The organism is Thermosynechococcus sp. Uc, assembly GCF_029335995.1.
Lineage (GTDB): Bacteria > Cyanobacteriota > Cyanobacteriia > Thermosynechococcales > Thermosynechococcaceae > Thermosynechococcus.
Map to the genome: position 1 here is coordinate 38,247 of NZ_JARJMS020000088.1, position 15,701 is coordinate 53,947.

The 15,701-nt window shown below is 52.8% G+C and carries 18 protein-coding genes; 9 read left to right on the forward strand and 9 right to left on the reverse strand.

All coding sequences use genetic code 11. The annotated features are described in order from the left end of the window. Positions 1-26: 26 nt before the first annotated feature. Together P3X23_RS09655 and mscL are read right to left on the reverse strand one after the other, a co-directional pair. On the reverse strand, positions 27-1,298 hold the full coding sequence (locus tag P3X23_RS09655) for an ABC transporter substrate-binding protein (RefSeq protein WP_300875995.1): 1,272 nt from the start codon (positions 1,296-1,298) through the stop codon (positions 27-29). Between the two features lie 13 nt (positions 1,299-1,311). Continuing rightward, a complete protein-coding gene (gene mscL / locus P3X23_RS09660) occupies positions 1,312-1,728 on the reverse strand; it encodes a large conductance mechanosensitive channel protein MscL (RefSeq protein WP_300875998.1) in 417 nt (138 codons plus the stop codon). Positions 1,729-1,951: 223 nt separating this feature from the next. Between mscL and P3X23_RS09665 the strand changes: the two genes are divergently transcribed. The 4 genes from P3X23_RS09665 to P3X23_RS09680 all read left to right on the forward strand — a co-directional run bounded on the left by P3X23_RS09665 (position 1,952) and on the right by P3X23_RS09680 (position 5,253). After that, positions 1,952-2,944 carry a 30S ribosomal protein S1 gene (locus tag P3X23_RS09665; protein ID WP_300876000.1) on the forward strand — a complete coding sequence of 331 codons (993 nt, stop codon included), beginning with the start codon at positions 1,952-1,954 and terminating at the stop codon, positions 2,942-2,944. A 1-nt stretch (position 2,945) separates the two neighbouring features. Continuing rightward, positions 2,946-3,971: a 4-hydroxythreonine-4-phosphate dehydrogenase PdxA gene (gene pdxA / locus P3X23_RS09670; RefSeq protein WP_300876003.1), complete on the forward strand. Its 1,026-nt coding sequence runs from the start codon at positions 2,946-2,948 to the stop codon at positions 3,969-3,971. An 85-nt stretch (positions 3,972-4,056) separates the two neighbouring features. Next, a complete protein-coding gene (locus tag P3X23_RS09675) occupies positions 4,057-4,380 on the forward strand; it encodes a DUF1825 family protein (protein ID WP_300876006.1) in 324 nt (107 codons plus the stop codon). A gap of 12 nt (positions 4,381-4,392) precedes the next feature. Continuing rightward, positions 4,393-5,253, forward strand: a complete 861-nt coding sequence (locus P3X23_RS09680) for an aminotransferase class IV (protein WP_300876008.1) — start codon at positions 4,393-4,395, stop codon at positions 5,251-5,253. A 27-nt stretch (positions 5,254-5,280) separates the two neighbouring features. Here the strand turns inward: P3X23_RS09680 and P3X23_RS09685 are convergent, their stop codons facing one another. Both P3X23_RS09685 and P3X23_RS09690 read right to left on the reverse strand, forming a co-directional pair. Next, positions 5,281-6,402 carry an aldo/keto reductase gene (locus P3X23_RS09685; protein ID WP_300876010.1) on the reverse strand — a complete coding sequence of 374 codons (1,122 nt, stop codon included), beginning with the start codon at positions 6,400-6,402 and terminating at the stop codon, positions 5,281-5,283. A 1-nt stretch (position 6,403) separates the two neighbouring features. After that, positions 6,404-6,919 carry a bifunctional nuclease family protein gene (locus tag P3X23_RS09690; protein ID WP_300876013.1) on the reverse strand — a complete coding sequence of 172 codons (516 nt, stop codon included), beginning with the start codon at positions 6,917-6,919 and terminating at the stop codon, positions 6,404-6,406. A 125-nt stretch (positions 6,920-7,044) separates the two neighbouring features. Here P3X23_RS09690 and wecB point away from each other — a divergent pair, with 125 nt between their 5' ends. Then, positions 7,045-8,187 (forward strand): non-hydrolyzing UDP-N-acetylglucosamine 2-epimerase, encoded by a 1,143-nt coding sequence (gene wecB / locus P3X23_RS09695; protein WP_300876016.1) that lies wholly within the window; start codon positions 7,045-7,047, stop codon positions 8,185-8,187. 14 nt (positions 8,188-8,201) lie between these two features. Continuing rightward, the gene (locus P3X23_RS09700) at positions 8,202-8,849 is read left to right on the forward strand and encodes a diacylglycerol/polyprenol kinase family protein (RefSeq protein WP_300876018.1); all 648 of its coding nucleotides are present in this window, start codon (positions 8,202-8,204) and stop codon (positions 8,847-8,849) included. On the opposite strand, the gene P3X23_RS09705 is transcribed toward P3X23_RS09700, so the two are convergent. Continuing rightward, positions 8,841-9,485 (reverse strand): dienelactone hydrolase family protein, encoded by a 645-nt coding sequence (locus P3X23_RS09705; RefSeq protein ID WP_300876020.1) that lies wholly within the window; start codon positions 9,483-9,485, stop codon positions 8,841-8,843. The two genes, P3X23_RS09700 and P3X23_RS09705, sit on opposite strands and share 9 nt — an antisense overlap. Position 9,486: 1 nt before the next feature. Continuing rightward, positions 9,487-10,443: a LysR family transcriptional regulator gene (locus P3X23_RS09710; protein ID WP_300876023.1), complete on the reverse strand. Its 957-nt coding sequence runs from the start codon at positions 10,441-10,443 to the stop codon at positions 9,487-9,489. 98 nt (positions 10,444-10,541) lie between these two features. Between P3X23_RS09710 and P3X23_RS09715 the strand changes: the two genes are divergently transcribed. Further along, positions 10,542-11,285, forward strand: coding sequence for a pentapeptide repeat-containing protein (locus P3X23_RS09715; RefSeq protein ID WP_300876026.1), 744 nt, complete (start codon positions 10,542-10,544; stop codon positions 11,283-11,285). A 9-nt stretch (positions 11,286-11,294) separates the two neighbouring features. Here P3X23_RS09715 and ispF read toward each other — a convergent pair whose 3' ends face one another. The 3 genes from ispF to uvrB all read right to left on the reverse strand — a co-directional run bounded on the left by ispF (position 11,295) and on the right by uvrB (position 14,534). Next, positions 11,295-11,777 (reverse strand): 2-C-methyl-D-erythritol 2,4-cyclodiphosphate synthase, encoded by a 483-nt coding sequence (ispF, locus tag P3X23_RS09720; protein ID WP_300876029.1) that lies wholly within the window; start codon positions 11,775-11,777, stop codon positions 11,295-11,297. Positions 11,778-11,857: 80 nt separating this feature from the next. Next, complete coding sequence (gene apcB, locus P3X23_RS09725) at positions 11,858-12,367, reverse strand: allophycocyanin subunit beta (protein WP_300876032.1); 510 nt, start codon at positions 12,365-12,367, stop codon at positions 11,858-11,860. Between the two features lie 157 nt (positions 12,368-12,524). Then, positions 12,525-14,534 (reverse strand): excinuclease ABC subunit UvrB, encoded by a 2,010-nt coding sequence (gene uvrB / locus P3X23_RS09730; RefSeq protein WP_300876035.1) that lies wholly within the window; start codon positions 14,532-14,534, stop codon positions 12,525-12,527. A 343-nt stretch (positions 14,535-14,877) separates the two neighbouring features. Between uvrB and pyrR the strand changes: the two genes are divergently transcribed. Then, positions 14,878-15,426, forward strand: coding sequence for a bifunctional pyr operon transcriptional regulator/uracil phosphoribosyltransferase PyrR (gene pyrR, locus P3X23_RS09735; protein WP_300876041.1), 549 nt, complete (start codon positions 14,878-14,880; stop codon positions 15,424-15,426). 117 nt (positions 15,427-15,543) lie between these two features. Continuing rightward, positions 15,544-15,701: winged helix-turn-helix domain-containing protein (locus P3X23_RS12025; protein WP_367186592.1), on the forward strand; the 158-nt coding region annotated here is incomplete at its 3' end.

A 15,701-nucleotide genomic window follows, 5' to 3' on the forward strand; every position in this document is an offset into this window, starting at 1 on the left:
TACCTTGGCCTTTGCAGTGAGGGCACTTATCCCAAGCGGCTATTCCATGTGGTTTCTGCATCCTTGAGTGCCTGATCAAGGGTCTTTTGTTCCAAAAGAACTGCCTGTAAATTTTCATAGAGGAGTCGTTGCAGCTCTTTAATATCCCGCAGGGGGGGAAGGAGTACCTCTGCTTGGTTCATTTGTGCAGCGCTGACAGCTCGGGCAATGTCCACAGGTGGGGCATTTTCTTTGACGGTGCGAAAGTAAGGATCCGCTAAGGCTGCTTTGGTGGAAGGCAGGACATTAGCTTCCTTGGCAAAGGCCAGTTGGTTCTCACTATTGGTCACAAAGAGGGCAAATTCTACGGCCAGTTGAGGATGGCGACTCTGGCGGGGCACGAGTAAATTCATTACCGCAACATTTTTCTTGCCGGTTTCGCCGGTCACCTGGGGGGCGGGGGCTGAAACTGCGGCAATACTGGGGGCATTGGTGGCGATCGCGTTCAAAAATTCTGGGCTAGTCATCAATAGCGCCGTTTGTCCCGATTGATAGAGTTCGATGCCTTGGCGATGGCCTTCGGTGAGCACTTGCGGCGGTAAGAGTCCTTGACGATACAGATCAACCCAATACTGGAAAACAGCCTTGCCTGCGGGCGAATTAAAGGCAGCACGGCCTTGAGCATCTACTAACTTCACCCCCATCTGTACCATGGTCTGCATCAGCTCTGCGGAGTCTTCGGGCACCATTGTGATAAAGAAGGCGTATTTGCCTGTTTTCTCCTTCACGGCTTTAGCGACCTTGGCCAGCTCAGCAAAGGTCTGGGGGGGGCGATCGACCCCCGCAGCGGCAAGAATTGCCTTGTTATAAATCGTTATCCGCGATGTCAAGTACCACGGCACGGCAAAGCTTTTGCCTTCCAATGTGGTTGCTTGCCAAATGTTTGGTAAATAACGCTCGCGTACAGCCGGCGGTACATAGTCATTCAAATTGAGCCACGCATTGCGTCCTGCCAATAGCGCCGCAAAGTCGGGATTTAGGTTCACCACATCGGGGGCAGTGCCCGCTAGCACCGCCATGAGAATTTTGCTCTGCATTGCGGTCCAAGGAATATCTACCCAGCGCACGTGGACATGGGGATGTTGGGCTTCAAATTCAGCAATCAAACGGTTGAAGTAATCCGTAAATTTGGGTTGCAGTTGCATCGTCCAGAATTCAATCTGGGTACCTTGGGTGGGGGGTGCTGTTCCACAACCGGTTAAGATGGCCAGCCATAGCCCCACCAAGAGTCCACAGATGCAGCGTTGCCACAATCGCATTAATTGAGGACTCCTAAAGGGGTGGCAGTTCCGAGGTACAGGCACGGCAACGGGTGGCTTTCAGGGGCACAGACTCCAAGCAGTAGGGACACTGCCGTTGTTCAAGTGCAGGGGACTTCTTGGGTCCTAGGGGCAAAATCAGCTTCAGGAGAATAAACAGGCTGAGGGCAATCACGCCAAAATCGAGTAAGCTGCCTAAAAACTTACCGATCCGAATCCCTGAACCCACTGTGAGTTCCCGCCAATCTCCCCCTGGGATCAGCGGATTAATGAGAGGCATTATCAAGTCTTCGACGACAGAAGTGATAATGCGGCCGAAGGCACCACCTACGACCACCGCGATCGCTAAATCAATTGCATTGCCCTTCAGGGCAAATTCACGAAATTCCTGCCAAAATTGCTTTACCTGTCGGCGGTTGAGTCGCGCCATGCCAGAGCCTCAGTAGCACACAAAACTTAACATTTATCTTGACCCTTGGCAAAAATTTTATCGATCCTGCTAGCCAATAGGCAAACTCTAGGCTAATATTGTAGATCCAGTCAGAAAGTGTTCGAGCGATCGCTGGTATGATTGCGTATGGCACCCACTTCTGCCCGCTTGATAACTCACTATACACCCCCATTTTCGTTAAAGGAGCTAGGAAAACACTCGCATGGTCAATCAGGAAAAAACGTTAGACGTGGGCTTTACGCATGCTGATTTTGCAGCCTTACTGGACCGGTACGATTACCACTTCAACCCCGGCGATATTGTTGCCGGCACCGTCTTTAGCATTGAGCCAAAGGGTGCCCTGATTGACATCGGTGCAAAAACCGCTGCCTACCTCCCGATTCAAGAAATGTCTATTAACCGGATTGACAGTCCGGAAGAAGTACTGCAACCCAATGAAACCCGCGAATTCTTTATCTTGGCGGATGAAAACGAAGAAGGGCAGCTTACCCTCTCGATTCGCCGCATTGAGTACATGCGGGCATGGGAGCGCGTTCGCCAGCTACAAGCTGAAGATGCCACCGTGCGTTCTCAGGTCTTTGCCACCAACCGCGGCGGTGCCCTTGTGCGCATTGAAGGGCTGCGGGGTTTTATTCCCGGTTCCCACATCAGCACCCGCGTGAACAAAGAAGAGCTGGTGGGTGAAGAACTACCGCTGAAGTTTTTAGAAGTGGATGAAGAGCGCAACCGCCTCGTACTGAGCCACCGCCGTGCCCTTGTCGAACGCAAGATGAACAAACTAGAAGTGGGCGAGGTTGTGGTCGGAACTGTACGCGGAATCAAGCCCTACGGTGCTTTCATTGACATTGGTGGCGTCAGTGGTTTGCTGCACATTTCCGAAATTTCCCACGATCACATTGATACCCCCCATAGTGTGTTCAATGTCAATGACCAAGTCAAAGTGATGATCATTGACCTAGATGCCGAGCGGGGTCGGATTTCCCTATCCACCAAGCAACTGGAGCCAGAGCCCGGTGACATGGTGAAAAATCCGCAGTTGGTCTATGAAAAGGCTGAAGAGATGGCCGAGCGCTATCGTCAGCAACTCCTGCAACAACAGCAGCAGGCTACCGCAGAGGCCACTGAGGAAGTGGTGGAAGACATTCCCGCAGCTACGGACGAAGATACGGCTGAGCCAATTCTCCAAGAAGCTTAGGATGTCCCTTGCCCTGACCCTTGGGGATCCAGCGGGCATTGGCCCAGAAATTCTCCTGAAAGCCCTCGCTCATCTGCCCTCAGAAATGTTAGGGCAGCTTTTTATTTCAGGTACACAGCAGGTCTTGCAGGACACGTACACTCGCCTACGTCAGCAGGGACAGGTGACCCTTGATCCGGCTCAACTTCAGATTTGGGAGCATCCCCTGGAGGAGGCAATTGTGCCGGGGCAACCCAGTATCGTCAGTGGAGCCGCCAGCTTTGCTTACCTAGAAACAGCGATCCAGCGGGCGATCGCCGGTGACGTAGCAGGCATTGTTACTGCACCCATTTCTAAGGCGAGTTGGCAGGCGGCAGGCTATGCTTTTCCTGGTCAAACGGAAGTGCTGGCTCACTTTACAGGAACTGCCAATGTAGGAATGGTGTTCTTGGGGCGATCGCCCGTAACGAACTGGGTACTGACCACTTTACTCGCGACTACCCACATTCCGCTGCAAGACGTTCCCACAGCACTGACCCCCGAACGGCTCAATGAAAAACTGGCACTTCTTGTGCAGTTTCTAAGGGAGCAGCGGCATCTGCAGCGGCCTCGCATTGCTATTGCTGGCTTGAATCCCCACAGCGGTGAGCAGGGACACTTAGGCCAAGAGGAAGTGGCTTGGCTGATTCCATGGCTTGCGGCAGCTCAGCAGCAGTATCCCCAAGTTGAACTCATTGGCCCTGTTCCCCCCGATACCCTCTGGATTGGGGCTGCCGATGCATGGTGGGGGCGCCCTTCCTCGACCCCTGCCTACGATGCTTACTTCGCTCTCTATCACGATCAGGGCTTAATTCCTGTGAAGATGCTGGCCTTTCGCGAAGCAGTAAACACCACAATTGGCCTGCCTTTTATTCGTACGTCTCCAGATCACGGTACGGCCTTTGATATTGCCGGCACAGGGGTGGCAGACCCCCAGAGTTTTCTGGCGGCAATCGCTTGGGCACAAATCCTGAGTAAAGGATCGGTTTTCCCTCTTACCCCTGCCTGAAGTGCCTTTGATAGAATGCAACTAAATAACAAACCAAACGGTCAACGGTTGGCATTTTGGTTGTTGCTGTATCGGGCAAAGTCATATGGGATTCTTTGATTCGGAAATTGTTCAACAGGAAGCGCAACGCCTGTTTCAGGACTACCAGGAATTGATGCAGCTTGGCTCCGAGTACGGCAAGTTTGACCGCGAAGGGAAAAAAATTTACATCGAAAAGATGGAAGAACTCATGGATCGCTACCGTATTTTTATGAAGCGGTTTGAGTTGTCCGATGACTTTATGGCGCAGATGACAATCAAACAACTGGAAACGCAACTCAGCCAGTTTGGCATGTCTCCCCAAGCTATGTTTGATCAAATGTACCAAACCCTTGAGCGCATGAAAGCCGAAGTGGAACGCCAACCCTAGGGGAGACGGCGGGTGCGACTGTGTAATTTGGATGGAGTGATTACGCCAGAGGCCACGATTTCTGTTTTTGATCGTGGGTTTCTCTACGGCGATAGTATTTATGAAGTGATTCGTACCTACCGCGGGATTCCCTTTGCCCTGCCAGAGCACCTGGCCCGGTTGCGAGCCTCGGCCGCCTATCTCTACATGAGTGTGCCGTGGTCCGATGAGTACATTACCCAAGAAGTCCAGCGCACCTTAGCCGCTGCTCCCCCGGGAGAGTACTACATCCGTATTGTTGTGACTCGTGGGGGCGATCGCCGTATTGGGCTATTGCCAGAAGCGAGCACCCAACCAAGGTTATTAATTGTGCTGATGGCGATTGACCCCGAACCCACCTTGAGTGAACAGGGAATTCGCCTCACTATTGCTAAGCGACAACGCACGAGCATTGCTGCCCTTAATCCTGCAGCCAAAACAGGCAATTACCTCAACAATATCTTGGCGCTATTGGAGGCGCAGCAGAGCGGTTTTGAGGACGCCCTTCTTCTCAATGCCCAAGGGCAGATCACCGAGGCCACAACCAGTAACCTCTGGATTGTCCGTGAGGGGGTAGTCGAGACACCGCCCACCACTGTTGGCATACTCCACGGAATTACGCGAGCAATGCTGTTAAAGATCGTTGCAGACTTGGGCATGCCCCATCGCGAAGTGATTCTCACCCCACAGGATCTAGCAACAGCCAGTGAGGGTTTTCTCAGTTCCTCGGTGCGCCTGCTTATGCCAATTCGCCAAATAGACAATGTGGTTTTACCAACCTGTCCAGGTCCGGTGACCCAAAAGCTATGGCAGGAATTGTTAACAGTGATGGAGAAGGCGGCTCTGGCGGTCTAGATACACCCTTTTCTGATCTGGATTAAATTAAACATCCTGCCAAAGGCGCGATCGCGAGGGACCTTGCAACTGCTCATGGGTTTCCCGCAGTAGCCGAGGAATCTCCAAGCCACTGGGACAGCGCGGCAAACACTCTCCACATTCAGTGCAATGATCCGCAGGTTGGCCGGGAAACCAATGGCCGGCACGGCCAAACATGCCATAACGATACTTACCAAATTCAGTCATCTCGTAGGCGACAGCCAAGTTGCGAAGCCGCAATACCTCGGGGATGTGAATCTCCTCTGGACAGGGCAGACAGGCATAACATTGTTGACACAAATCGCAGCCTAGGGTTTCCTGCATCACTGCTTGCAGGCGATCGCCGACGGCTTGCTCTTCAGCGCTAAGGGGTCCCACCTGATCGGCCACGGCTAGGGGAAAAGCCAACTCGGCAACAGTGGCAGGTCCAATGCTCAAGGTGGTGATGGCAGGTTGGCTGAGCAACCAACGATAGCTCCAGTGAAGGGGATGAAAGGGCGCGCAGAGGTCTTGGAGGCGGGGGGAAGGCTGGTAGAGTTTCCCCCCTTTATCTGCAGGGGAGATGATGAAAATCCCCATCTCCCGCTCCGCGGCAGCAGCGATCGCCGGAGCATTGCGCTGTTGAAAGTAGGTGTAATGCAGATTCACAAAGTCGAACTGGTTGCTGGCGATTGCCTGCAAAATTACAGACAACGAGCCATGACTCGAAAACCCCAGAGCACCAATCACCCCCTTTGCTTGCAATTGCCGCAGCATTGCCATTCCGCCACTAGTTAGCCATGCGAGATGCTCAGGGGTATTGAGCCCATGCAGGGCAACACCGTCTAACCGTGAGACTTGGAGACGCTCAAGGGATTGATCAATTTGCCGCTGTACCTGATCCGCATCCCCTTGGGGCAGTAATTTGGTGGTGATAAAAACAGCAGGCTGACCTAGCGCCTTGAGGGCACGACCAATATAGGCTTCACTGGCACCGTAGGCGGCAGCGGTTTCAATGTGGTTAATGCCGTGGGCGATCGCTCCCTCAATGACCGCCTGCATCACCTCAGGACTGCCCAAGGCACGCATCGTTCCGAGGGAAAATACTGATAGATTTAGCCCCGTGCGACCAAAGCGGCGGTAGTGCATTCTAGCCTGCGGAGGAATCCTCCTCCATTCCCCGTCCCTGCTGAATAAAATCTTCGGGTCGAATCGAATCTAGAAAGCGGCGAAAGGCTTGGCGTTCTTCCTCATCCGCATCGCGATCCACGGGAATCGAAGCATCGGCAACCACTGCTTCCATTACCCAAATCGGACAATCACAGCGCAGCGCAAGGGCAATGGCATCACTGGGACGAGCATCAATTTCCTTGCGCGTTTCCCCTTGACGCAGCGTCAGCACTGCATAGTAGGTGTTGTCTTCGAGGGAGTGAATCACCACCCGCTCTAGGGTCATATTCCATTCGTTGAGAATATTCGCCATCAGATCATGGGTCATTGGTCGCGGTGCCCGTTGATTTTCCAAGGCCATTAAAATTGCCCGCGCCTCATTGTCTCCAATCCAAATGGGCAGTGCTCGCCGTCCAGCACCGTCTTTGAGCAACACAATTGGCGTGCGATGGTTAGTGGCATCAAGGGCAATTCCAGCAACAGTCATTTCAATCATGGCCACCTCAGCGAGCGCAATGGCGGTGCATTCCTTTCTATTATTAACATACAGTTCTTTTCATAGGGACGGCACACTTGCTTCCGTTTACACTAAGAATGATTGTTCTCAGCATCTAGGTGGCTATGGTTGCTTCCCCCATCCCAATCTGTATTACGTTGGGTACACGCCCGGAGGCAATCAAATTGGCACCGGTCATTCAAGCTTTCCAGCGATCGCCCCTGTTTGAACCCTACGTTGTTCTCACTGGGCAGCACCGCGAAATGGTGGATCAGGTAATGGCGCTGTTTGACCTGCGGGTTGATCGCGACTTAGCAATTATGCAACCAAAGCAAACCCTGACCGAAATTACCTGTCGTGCTCTCCAAGGCCTCGAGCAACTTTATCAAGAACTCCTGCCCTGCCTTGTGTTGGTACAGGGGGATACGACAACGGCCTTTGCCGCTACCCTTGCCGCCTTTTATCAGCAGATCCCCGTCGGTCACGTGGAAGCGGGCTTGCGCACTGATGACCTCTATAATCCCTATCCAGAAGAGGCCAACCGCCGTCTCATTTCCCAATTGGCGCAGTTACATTTTGCGCCTACCGAGCAAGCCGTCAAGAATCTTCAGGCCGCCGGGGTCACAGGTACAATTCACTGGACAGGGAATACTGTCATTGATGCCCTCCTACAGGTGGTCGATCGCCAGCCTGTGTGTGATGTCCCCGGCCTAGACTGGCAAATGTACCGAGTCCTGTTGGCCACTGTTCACCGCCGTGAAAACTGGGGTGCCCCCCTTGAGGATATTGCCAATGGTTTCCTGAAGATTTTGGACGCCGTTCCCGATACTGCCTTGCTATTGCCTCTACACCGCAATCCCACCGTGCGTGAACCCCTTAAGCGCTATTTAGAGCACCATCCTCGCGTTTTTCTCACCGAGCCGCTGGACTATCCTGCCCTCGTGGCCGCGATTAAGGGATCAACTCTTCTGCTTACGGATTCCGGTGGCCTGCAAGAGGAGGCACCTAGCCTCGGTAAACCCGTACTGGTCTTGCGAGAAACCACTGAACGGCCGGAAGCCGTTGCCGCTGGCACCGCCAAACTGGTGGGCACGTCTGCGGATACAATTGCAGCGGCAGCAATTGAGCTGCTCACGGATTCAGAAGCTTACAAGCGTATGGCAACGGCAATTAATCCCTTTGGCGATGGTCAGGCGAGCGATCGCATTCTGGAAATTGTGACACAGTTTTTTGCCCAGCACGCAAAGCAAAAGGCCACCGCTAACTGAGGAGAGCAATGAGAATGTTCTGGGCAGGTATTTTGGTCACAGGTTGGCTGGGCTTAGTGCTGGTCATAGCAGAACTCATTCACGCTGGGTTTCCCAATGCCAAAGAATGGTCACGGAAAGTGGTTCACATCGGTGCCGGTCAAGTTATCCTCATTGCCTACGTCCTAGGGGTTCCCACGAGTTGGGGCATTGTGGCCGCAGCGATCGCCAGTGTGATTACACTTCTTTCCCATTGGGTGCCTATTTTTCCCAGTATTAGCGGGGTGGGGCGACAAAGCTGGGGCACGTTTTTTTATGCCGTGAGTATTGGCACATTGATGGCGCTCTTTTGGGACAGGCTGCCGGAACTTGCAGTTCTGGGAATTTTAGTGATGGCTTGGGGAGATGGCCTAGCTGCCCTTGTGGGGATTCATTGGGGACGACATCCTTTACTGCGAACGGGTAAAAGCTGGGAAGGAACGCTGACAATGTTCTCGGTGAGTACCCTCGTCGCCGCTTTATCTCTCACTCCTGTTGCTGCTTTGGATTTGCTCTGGATTGCCCCCTTGCTGGGTCTGGGGGCTACCCTCTTGGAATTGATTGCTTGGCGGGGAATTGATAATCTCACAGTTCCAATTGGCAGCGCCCTACTCGGCTATGGGTTACTTAGTTTGTTAGTTTGAGTTGATTTGAGAAAGGGCATTTTCGATAAACCGGCGGGCGATCGCTATTGCTGTGTCATTAATTTCATGGGCCATGGGCAGGGCATGAAACACTCCCTTGACACCTGCTGCTTGCAGTGCCTGCCAACTGGCTTGGGCACTGGCAAAGGGCACTATAGGATCCGCTGTGCCATGGATCATTAGCACCGGTGGTGCGGTGGTAGTCACCACTGGCGGGCGCACCACATAGCCACTAAAGACCACTAACCCCGCCAACGGCAATGTTAAGCCCACGGCCAATGTCAGTGCTCCCCCTTGGGAGAATCCCCCTAAAATTGTGCGGCTTAGATCAATGGGCAAGCTGGCAATCCACTCCCGCAGTGCAGCTTCACTGGTGGCTAAATCTGTTGCCCGCTCATCTAACAATAATGAGCCGCTGAGGGCATCGTGCTGATTGAGGTCATACCACATCCGTCCTTGGGCAACGTAGGGATGGGGAAAGGGGGCTTCCGCCGCATAGGTTTGGGCTTGGGGCGCCAGCAATGACCCCAGGGAAATTAAATCTGCGGCATTGGCACCCCAGCCATGGAGCAACAAAAGACTGTGCGCTGCTGCGATTGGCGGATCGGGAAGGGCGAGAAATTGCAGCTTGACCATGCTAGACAGGGTTGAGTTCCTTGGCAGGAGCCGCTCCACTGGGGTAGGTGAGGCTGGATTCAATCATCTCTCGCCCCTCAGTTGAGACATATTCAAAAAAGGCTTGAGCCACCACCGACAGTTGCTTGCCCGCAGGATAAACCAGATGCCAGTGCCGCTGAATTGGGAAGTGTTCCACATCGAGAATAGTCAACTGGCTGGACTCACGGTCAAGAGCCAAACAGTGATGGGAAAGCACAGAAATTCCCAAACCACCGGCGATCGCCTGCTTAATGGATTCGTTGCTCCCCAATTCAAGACGGATATTGATGGGCACACCGTGCTCTGCGAAGAGTTTCTCCACCGCTTGACGGGTGCCCGACCCCTGCTCCCGCATAATAAAGGGTTCTCCTGCCAACTCTTGAATTGGAATTTTACTGCGGCCACTGAGGCGATGGTGACTGGGGGCAACCACCACTAGGGGGTTGTCTAGAAAGGGATGGCATTCCACATCCACATTCTCTGGCGGGCAACTAGGAATGTAAAGATCATCCATATTGCCTCGGATGCGCTCCACCACCTGTTCGTGGTTGGTAACCGTGAGGGAGACATCAATCCCAGGATAGCGCTGGCAAAAAGGACCCAGTAATCGAGGAATCACATATTTGGCCGTGGTAATCACACACAGCCGCAAGTGTCCCTGCTTTAGACCTTTGAGGTTAGCAATGGCCATTTCAAACCGCTCAAGCCGCTCAAAAATGTCTTGACAGGTGGCCAACAGTTCTTTGCCAGCTTCAGTGAGATAGAGCCGTTTGCCCACTTGCTCAAAGAGGGGCATACCAACGGCACGGGTCAACTGCTTCATTTGGATCGAGACGGTGGGCTGCGTCAGAAAGAGTTCCTCAGCAGCACGAGTAAAACTTCCGTGGCGAGCAGTGACCTCAAAAACCTTAAGCTGATGTAGGGTTGCCTGTTTCAAACCCACTCTCCTTTCGTCAGCGATAAAGCTACATAGATTGAATTCTATCAAATTTCGCGTCACGATAACGAAATGTGAAGAATCTCGAGGCAAGAATGATGATCAAAAGGCACTCAACTCAGGTAGTCAGCGATCGCCTGCGGGGGGGGCAACACCTCTGGAACCAGTGGCGGCAAACCTATCCTCAGCTTACTGTAGATTTAAGTGACATGAATTTGACGGGCATGGATCTGCGGGGCTACGATTTGCGGGGATGTAACCTTAGCCGTGCCTGCCTGCGGGAAGTGAACCTTGCCCATGGAGATTTACGCTTTGCCAACCTTTATCAGGCAGATTTAACAGCCGCCAACCTCAATGATGCTGATTGTCGCGGCGCGTTGTTTTTGAAAACGGTGGGCGATCGCGCCACTGCCCAGCGGGCAAATTTTCAGCTGGCCAATCTACAGCACGCCCGGTTTAGCTATGCCGATTTCTCTTGGGTTACCCTTGAGCAGGCAGATTGTCGCCACAGCAATTGGTGTGAAGCCGACCTCAGCCATGCCCAGGCCGCTGCCAGTGACTTTTCCTTTGCCCTGCTCATGGGAGCGAGTCTCAACGAAGCTACACTCCGCTTTGCTCAACTGGTGCAGGCTTCCCTTGAGGGGGTTCAGGCCTATCGCTGCAACTTTTATGGAGCCAACTTAGCCGATGCGGGATTGACTCGGGGGTACTTTGCCCACGCCCTTTTTGTTCGTGCCAACCTCAAGCGGGCGACCTGTTGCTGGGCAAACTTTCGCCATGCCAATTTAGAGGAAAGCCAGTGCGAGCAAACGGATTTTCACCACAGTCTCTATGTCAGGTAATGACTCATCCTAGGCTGCCGATTGGAGTAGGGCGACCGCATAGGCAGCAATCCCCTCTTCCCGCCCCACAGGTCCTAGTTTTTCATTGGTGGTGGCTTTAATACTAATCTGGTCACGATCAATGCCAAGAGTCATTGCCAGGCGATCGCGCATGCGGTCAAGGTAGGGCTTGAGTTTGGGACGCTCTGCCACGACTACCGCATCAATATTGCCCACTTGCCAGCCCTGTTCTGCAATCAGTGCCGCCACTTTTGCCAATAGGACTTGACTATCTGCCCCTGCCCACTGCGGATCACCGGGAGGAAAGTAATGGCCAATATCGCCAAGGCTGAGGGCACCCAAGAGGGCGTCCATAATTGCATGGGTCAGGACATCGGCATCACTATGTCCCAAAAGTCCTAGGGAGTGTTCTAGTTTGACACCACCTAAAATCAGCGGTCGCTCTGGAACCAATTGATGGATGTCGTAACCATTGCCAATGCGGATTTTCATAGTTGCTGCACAAAACAAAAAAGGGGCGATCGCCGCTGCTACCGCCCTCTATTGTTGCAGAGTCTTCTGCCTTAGCCAACCTAAATATTCACTTCACTCAGTTGGCGGCACATATAGTCAAAGGGCTGTTCAACAATGTTGGTGTCTTCAATGCCAGCGGCAGCGACGCGATCGCGCACAATCTCTTTCATAATTTGAATGCCACGCACCGTTGGACCAATAGGCACCCCAAGGGAGTTGTAAGTTTCCCGCAGACCTTCAAGAACACGCTCATTGAGGACATCGACATCTCCAGCCACAATAGCATAGGTAGCATAGCGCAGGTAGTAGTCCATATCCCGCAAACAGGTGGCATAGCGGCGGGTGGTGTAGGCATTGCCGCCGGGTTGAATCAGTTCCGGCTGCTCCGTGAAAAGGGTAGCAGCAGCCTCCTTAACAATGGCTGCGGCATCGCTATTGATCACCGCCGCCGCTTTAACCCGCGCCGCACCGGAATTAAAGTAAGAGCGCAAACGGTCAACAGCATCGCGATCGAGGTAGCGACCGGTGGAGTCATAGTTTTTAATCAGTGTGGTGACGGCATCACGCATAAGTTTTTCTTACTCCTAGAACTGGTAAAACTAGCGTCAACCCGAAGGCCAGCCAAAATGCGCGGATCTAAAATCGTACTTAGCTTACCATGGGCGGGTTTCCCCCCCTTTGCTCCCCTTTACGGACTGTTGCGAACTATTACAAAAGTTCATAATTCTAGGAGTGGCCCAGCAAGCGATCGCGCAGACGCTTAATTTGATCGCGATAGCGAGCAGCCTCTTCAAAGGCCAACTCTTGAGCAGCTGTCTTCATTTTTGCCTCTAGGTCTTGGATAAGTTGGGGAATGTCCTCTAGGCTAAGTTCCTGTAGCGTTTGGGAAGACAATACCGGCACCGCCTCGGCATTCAGACGGCGGGAAACCTCCAAAAAGGCCAAAATGGCGTTGCTGGTTTTCTTGACAATGGGCTGGGGGGTGATGCCGTGGGCTTGGTTATAGGCCAGTTGAATGGCGCGACGCCGCTCCGTTTCTTGGATGGCTTTTTGCATACTTTCGGTGAGAGTGTCGGCATAGAGAATGGCCTGTCCTCGCACATGGCGGGCTGCGCGGCCAATCGTTTGAATGAGCGATCGCTCTGCCCGCAAAAACCCTTCCTTGTCAGCATCTAAAATGGCCACCAAGGAAACTTCCGGCAGATCTAGCCCCTCCCGCAGCAGATTGACCCCCACCAGCACGTCAAAGTCCCCTTGGCGCAGGGCTTCGAGAATTTCAATTCGCTCTATGGCATTGATTTCTGAGTGCAAGTAGCGCACCCGCACTCCCCGCTCCTGTAGGTATTCTGTCAGATCCTCCGCCATGCGTTTGGTGAGGGTAGTTACCAGCACTCGTTCCTGGCGATCGCAGCGCAAGCGGATTTCCCCATATAAATCATCCACCTGTCCTTGGGTCGGGCGGACAAAAATTTGTGGATCTACAACCCCTGTGGGGCGAATAATTTGCTCCACCACTTGCCCTTGCGATACCGCTAATTCCCAATCGCCCGGTGTTGCCGACACAAAGATACACTGGTTAACCTTCTGCCAAAATTCCTCCGCCTTGAGGGGGCGATTATCTGCCGCGCTGGGCAGTCGAAAGCCATGGTCAATTAAGACTTTTTTGCGGGCTTGGTCGCCATTATACATGCCGCGAATCTGGGGCACTGTAACGTGGGATTCATCCACCACCAGTAGCCAATCCTCAGGAAAGTAATCAATCAAACACTCCGGCGGTTCCCCCGCTGCCCGGCCTGCCAAGTGACGCGAGTAATTCTCGACCCCATTGCAGTAACCCACCTGCCGCAACATTTCCAAGTCATAGCGGGTGCGTTGGCTAAGTCTTTGCGCCTCTAGGAGCTTATTCTCTGCCTCTAGCTGGGCAACTCGCGCTTCCAGCTCGGCCTCAATGGCTTTACAGGCGGCTTCAAGACGCTCAGCAGGGGTGACAAAGTGTTTGGCAGGGTAAATATTCAGCCGTTCTACACTCTGCAATGTTTCCCCCGTGAGCGGATCTACATAGCGGATGGCTTCAATTTCATCGCCAAAAAACTCGACGCGAATAATGCGATCTTCATAGGCCGGACCAATCTCTAAAACATCCCCTTTGACCCGAAAACGCCCCCGTCCCAATTCCACATCATTGCGAGTGTATTGAATCGTGGCTAATTGCCGCAGGAGTTGCCGCAGATCCGTTTCACAACCCACTTCTAGAAGAATGGCTGCTTTTAGGTACTCCGCTGGAATTCCTAGACCATAAATGCAACTAATCGAGGCAACCACAATGACATCCCGCCGTTCAAAAAGGGAGCGAGTGGCAGAGTGGCGCAACATATCAATCTCTTCGTTAATCGAAGCACTTTTTTCAATGTAGGTGTCGGTAACAGGAATGTAGGCTTCAGGCTGGTAGTAGTCGTAGTAGGAGATAAAGTACTCAACTGCATTTTCTGGAAAGAAGGAGCGCAGTTCGTTGCACAGTTGCGCCGCTAGGGTTTTGTTGTGGGCAAGGACAAGGGTGGGGCGGCCAACGGCCTCGATGACGCGGGCAATCGTGTGGGTTTTGCCCGTACCCGTTGCCCCTAGCAGCGTTTGGAAGCGATAGCCCGCCTGAACCCCTGCAACCAGTTTTTGAATTGCTTGGGGTTGATCACCGGTGGGTTCAAAGGGAGCATGAATGCGAAACGGAGTGCTGGTCATTGCCCAATATTTAAATTAAAGAACTCTTGCCTAGCTCTTAGGGTAGTCGAGGGACAGAGGAGCAAGCCACCCACAGTCTTTTAAGGATTGAAGACGCTTGAAACCGCCCAAACTAGATTTCTACTGAGAATTTGATATTATAAATAACAGTTTCTCATGTATCGTAACAGTTAATTGCGCCAAATCTAAAGAATTGGTAAAAGCTTTAGCTCCCCCAAAAGATCGGCAGTATCGTAGGGAAGCAAGATACCTCCTAACTGCGTCTTTGACCCTACCCGCTTGGCGTAGGGTCTCTTTTTGCGGGAATTTCGCTAAAATTTGTAAATTCCCTACCGTGACGGCCATGGCTGGTGAAGTCATTGAAATTTTAAGTGCTGATGATCTGCGGCGCACCGTAACGCGCTTAGCCTCCCAAGTGGTGGAAAAGGCTCGCGATGCCCTCGACAAATTGGTGTTGTTGGGTATTCATACCCGTGGAGTTCCCCTCGCCAAGCTCCTAGGGCAACAAATTGCACAATTGGAAAGGCTGAGCCTGCCCATTGGTGAGTTGGATATTACGTTTTATCGCGATGACTTGGATCGCATCGGCCCGCGCACACCCCAGCAGACTCTGATTCCAGTTGATCTTTCTAAGCGGATTGTGGTCTTGGTGGACGATGTTATCTTTAGTGGCCGCACGATTCGCTCTGCCCTCAATGCCGTCCATGACTACGGTCGCCCCAGTGCCATTTGGCTATTGGTACTCATTGATCGCGGACACCGAGAATTGCCGATTCATCCCGACTTTACCGGCAAAGTTCTGCCTACGGCTCGCGATGAAGCCGTCAAGGTGCTTCTACAGCAGGTGGATAAGCGAGATGGCGTCGAGTTGTGGAAGCCTTCTCGTTGCTAGGCTCTTCAGTGAATTCTTGCCTTGATTGACTGAGAAAAGGGATGTCATGAACCCTGAAGACCCCGACGAGGACTGCGTCTAGAATATCTTTATCGGCGTACAGAAGAGAAAGTAGATATGCCCATTCCAGATTTCCAGTCCATAATGCTGCCCTTACTCGAGTTCGCCAGTGATGGACAAGAACACTCGCTTCGAGAGACCATAGAGGCCCTTGCCGACAAGTTCAATCTCACTGAAGAGGAACGCAGTAAGTTGTTGCCTAGTGGACAGCAGGC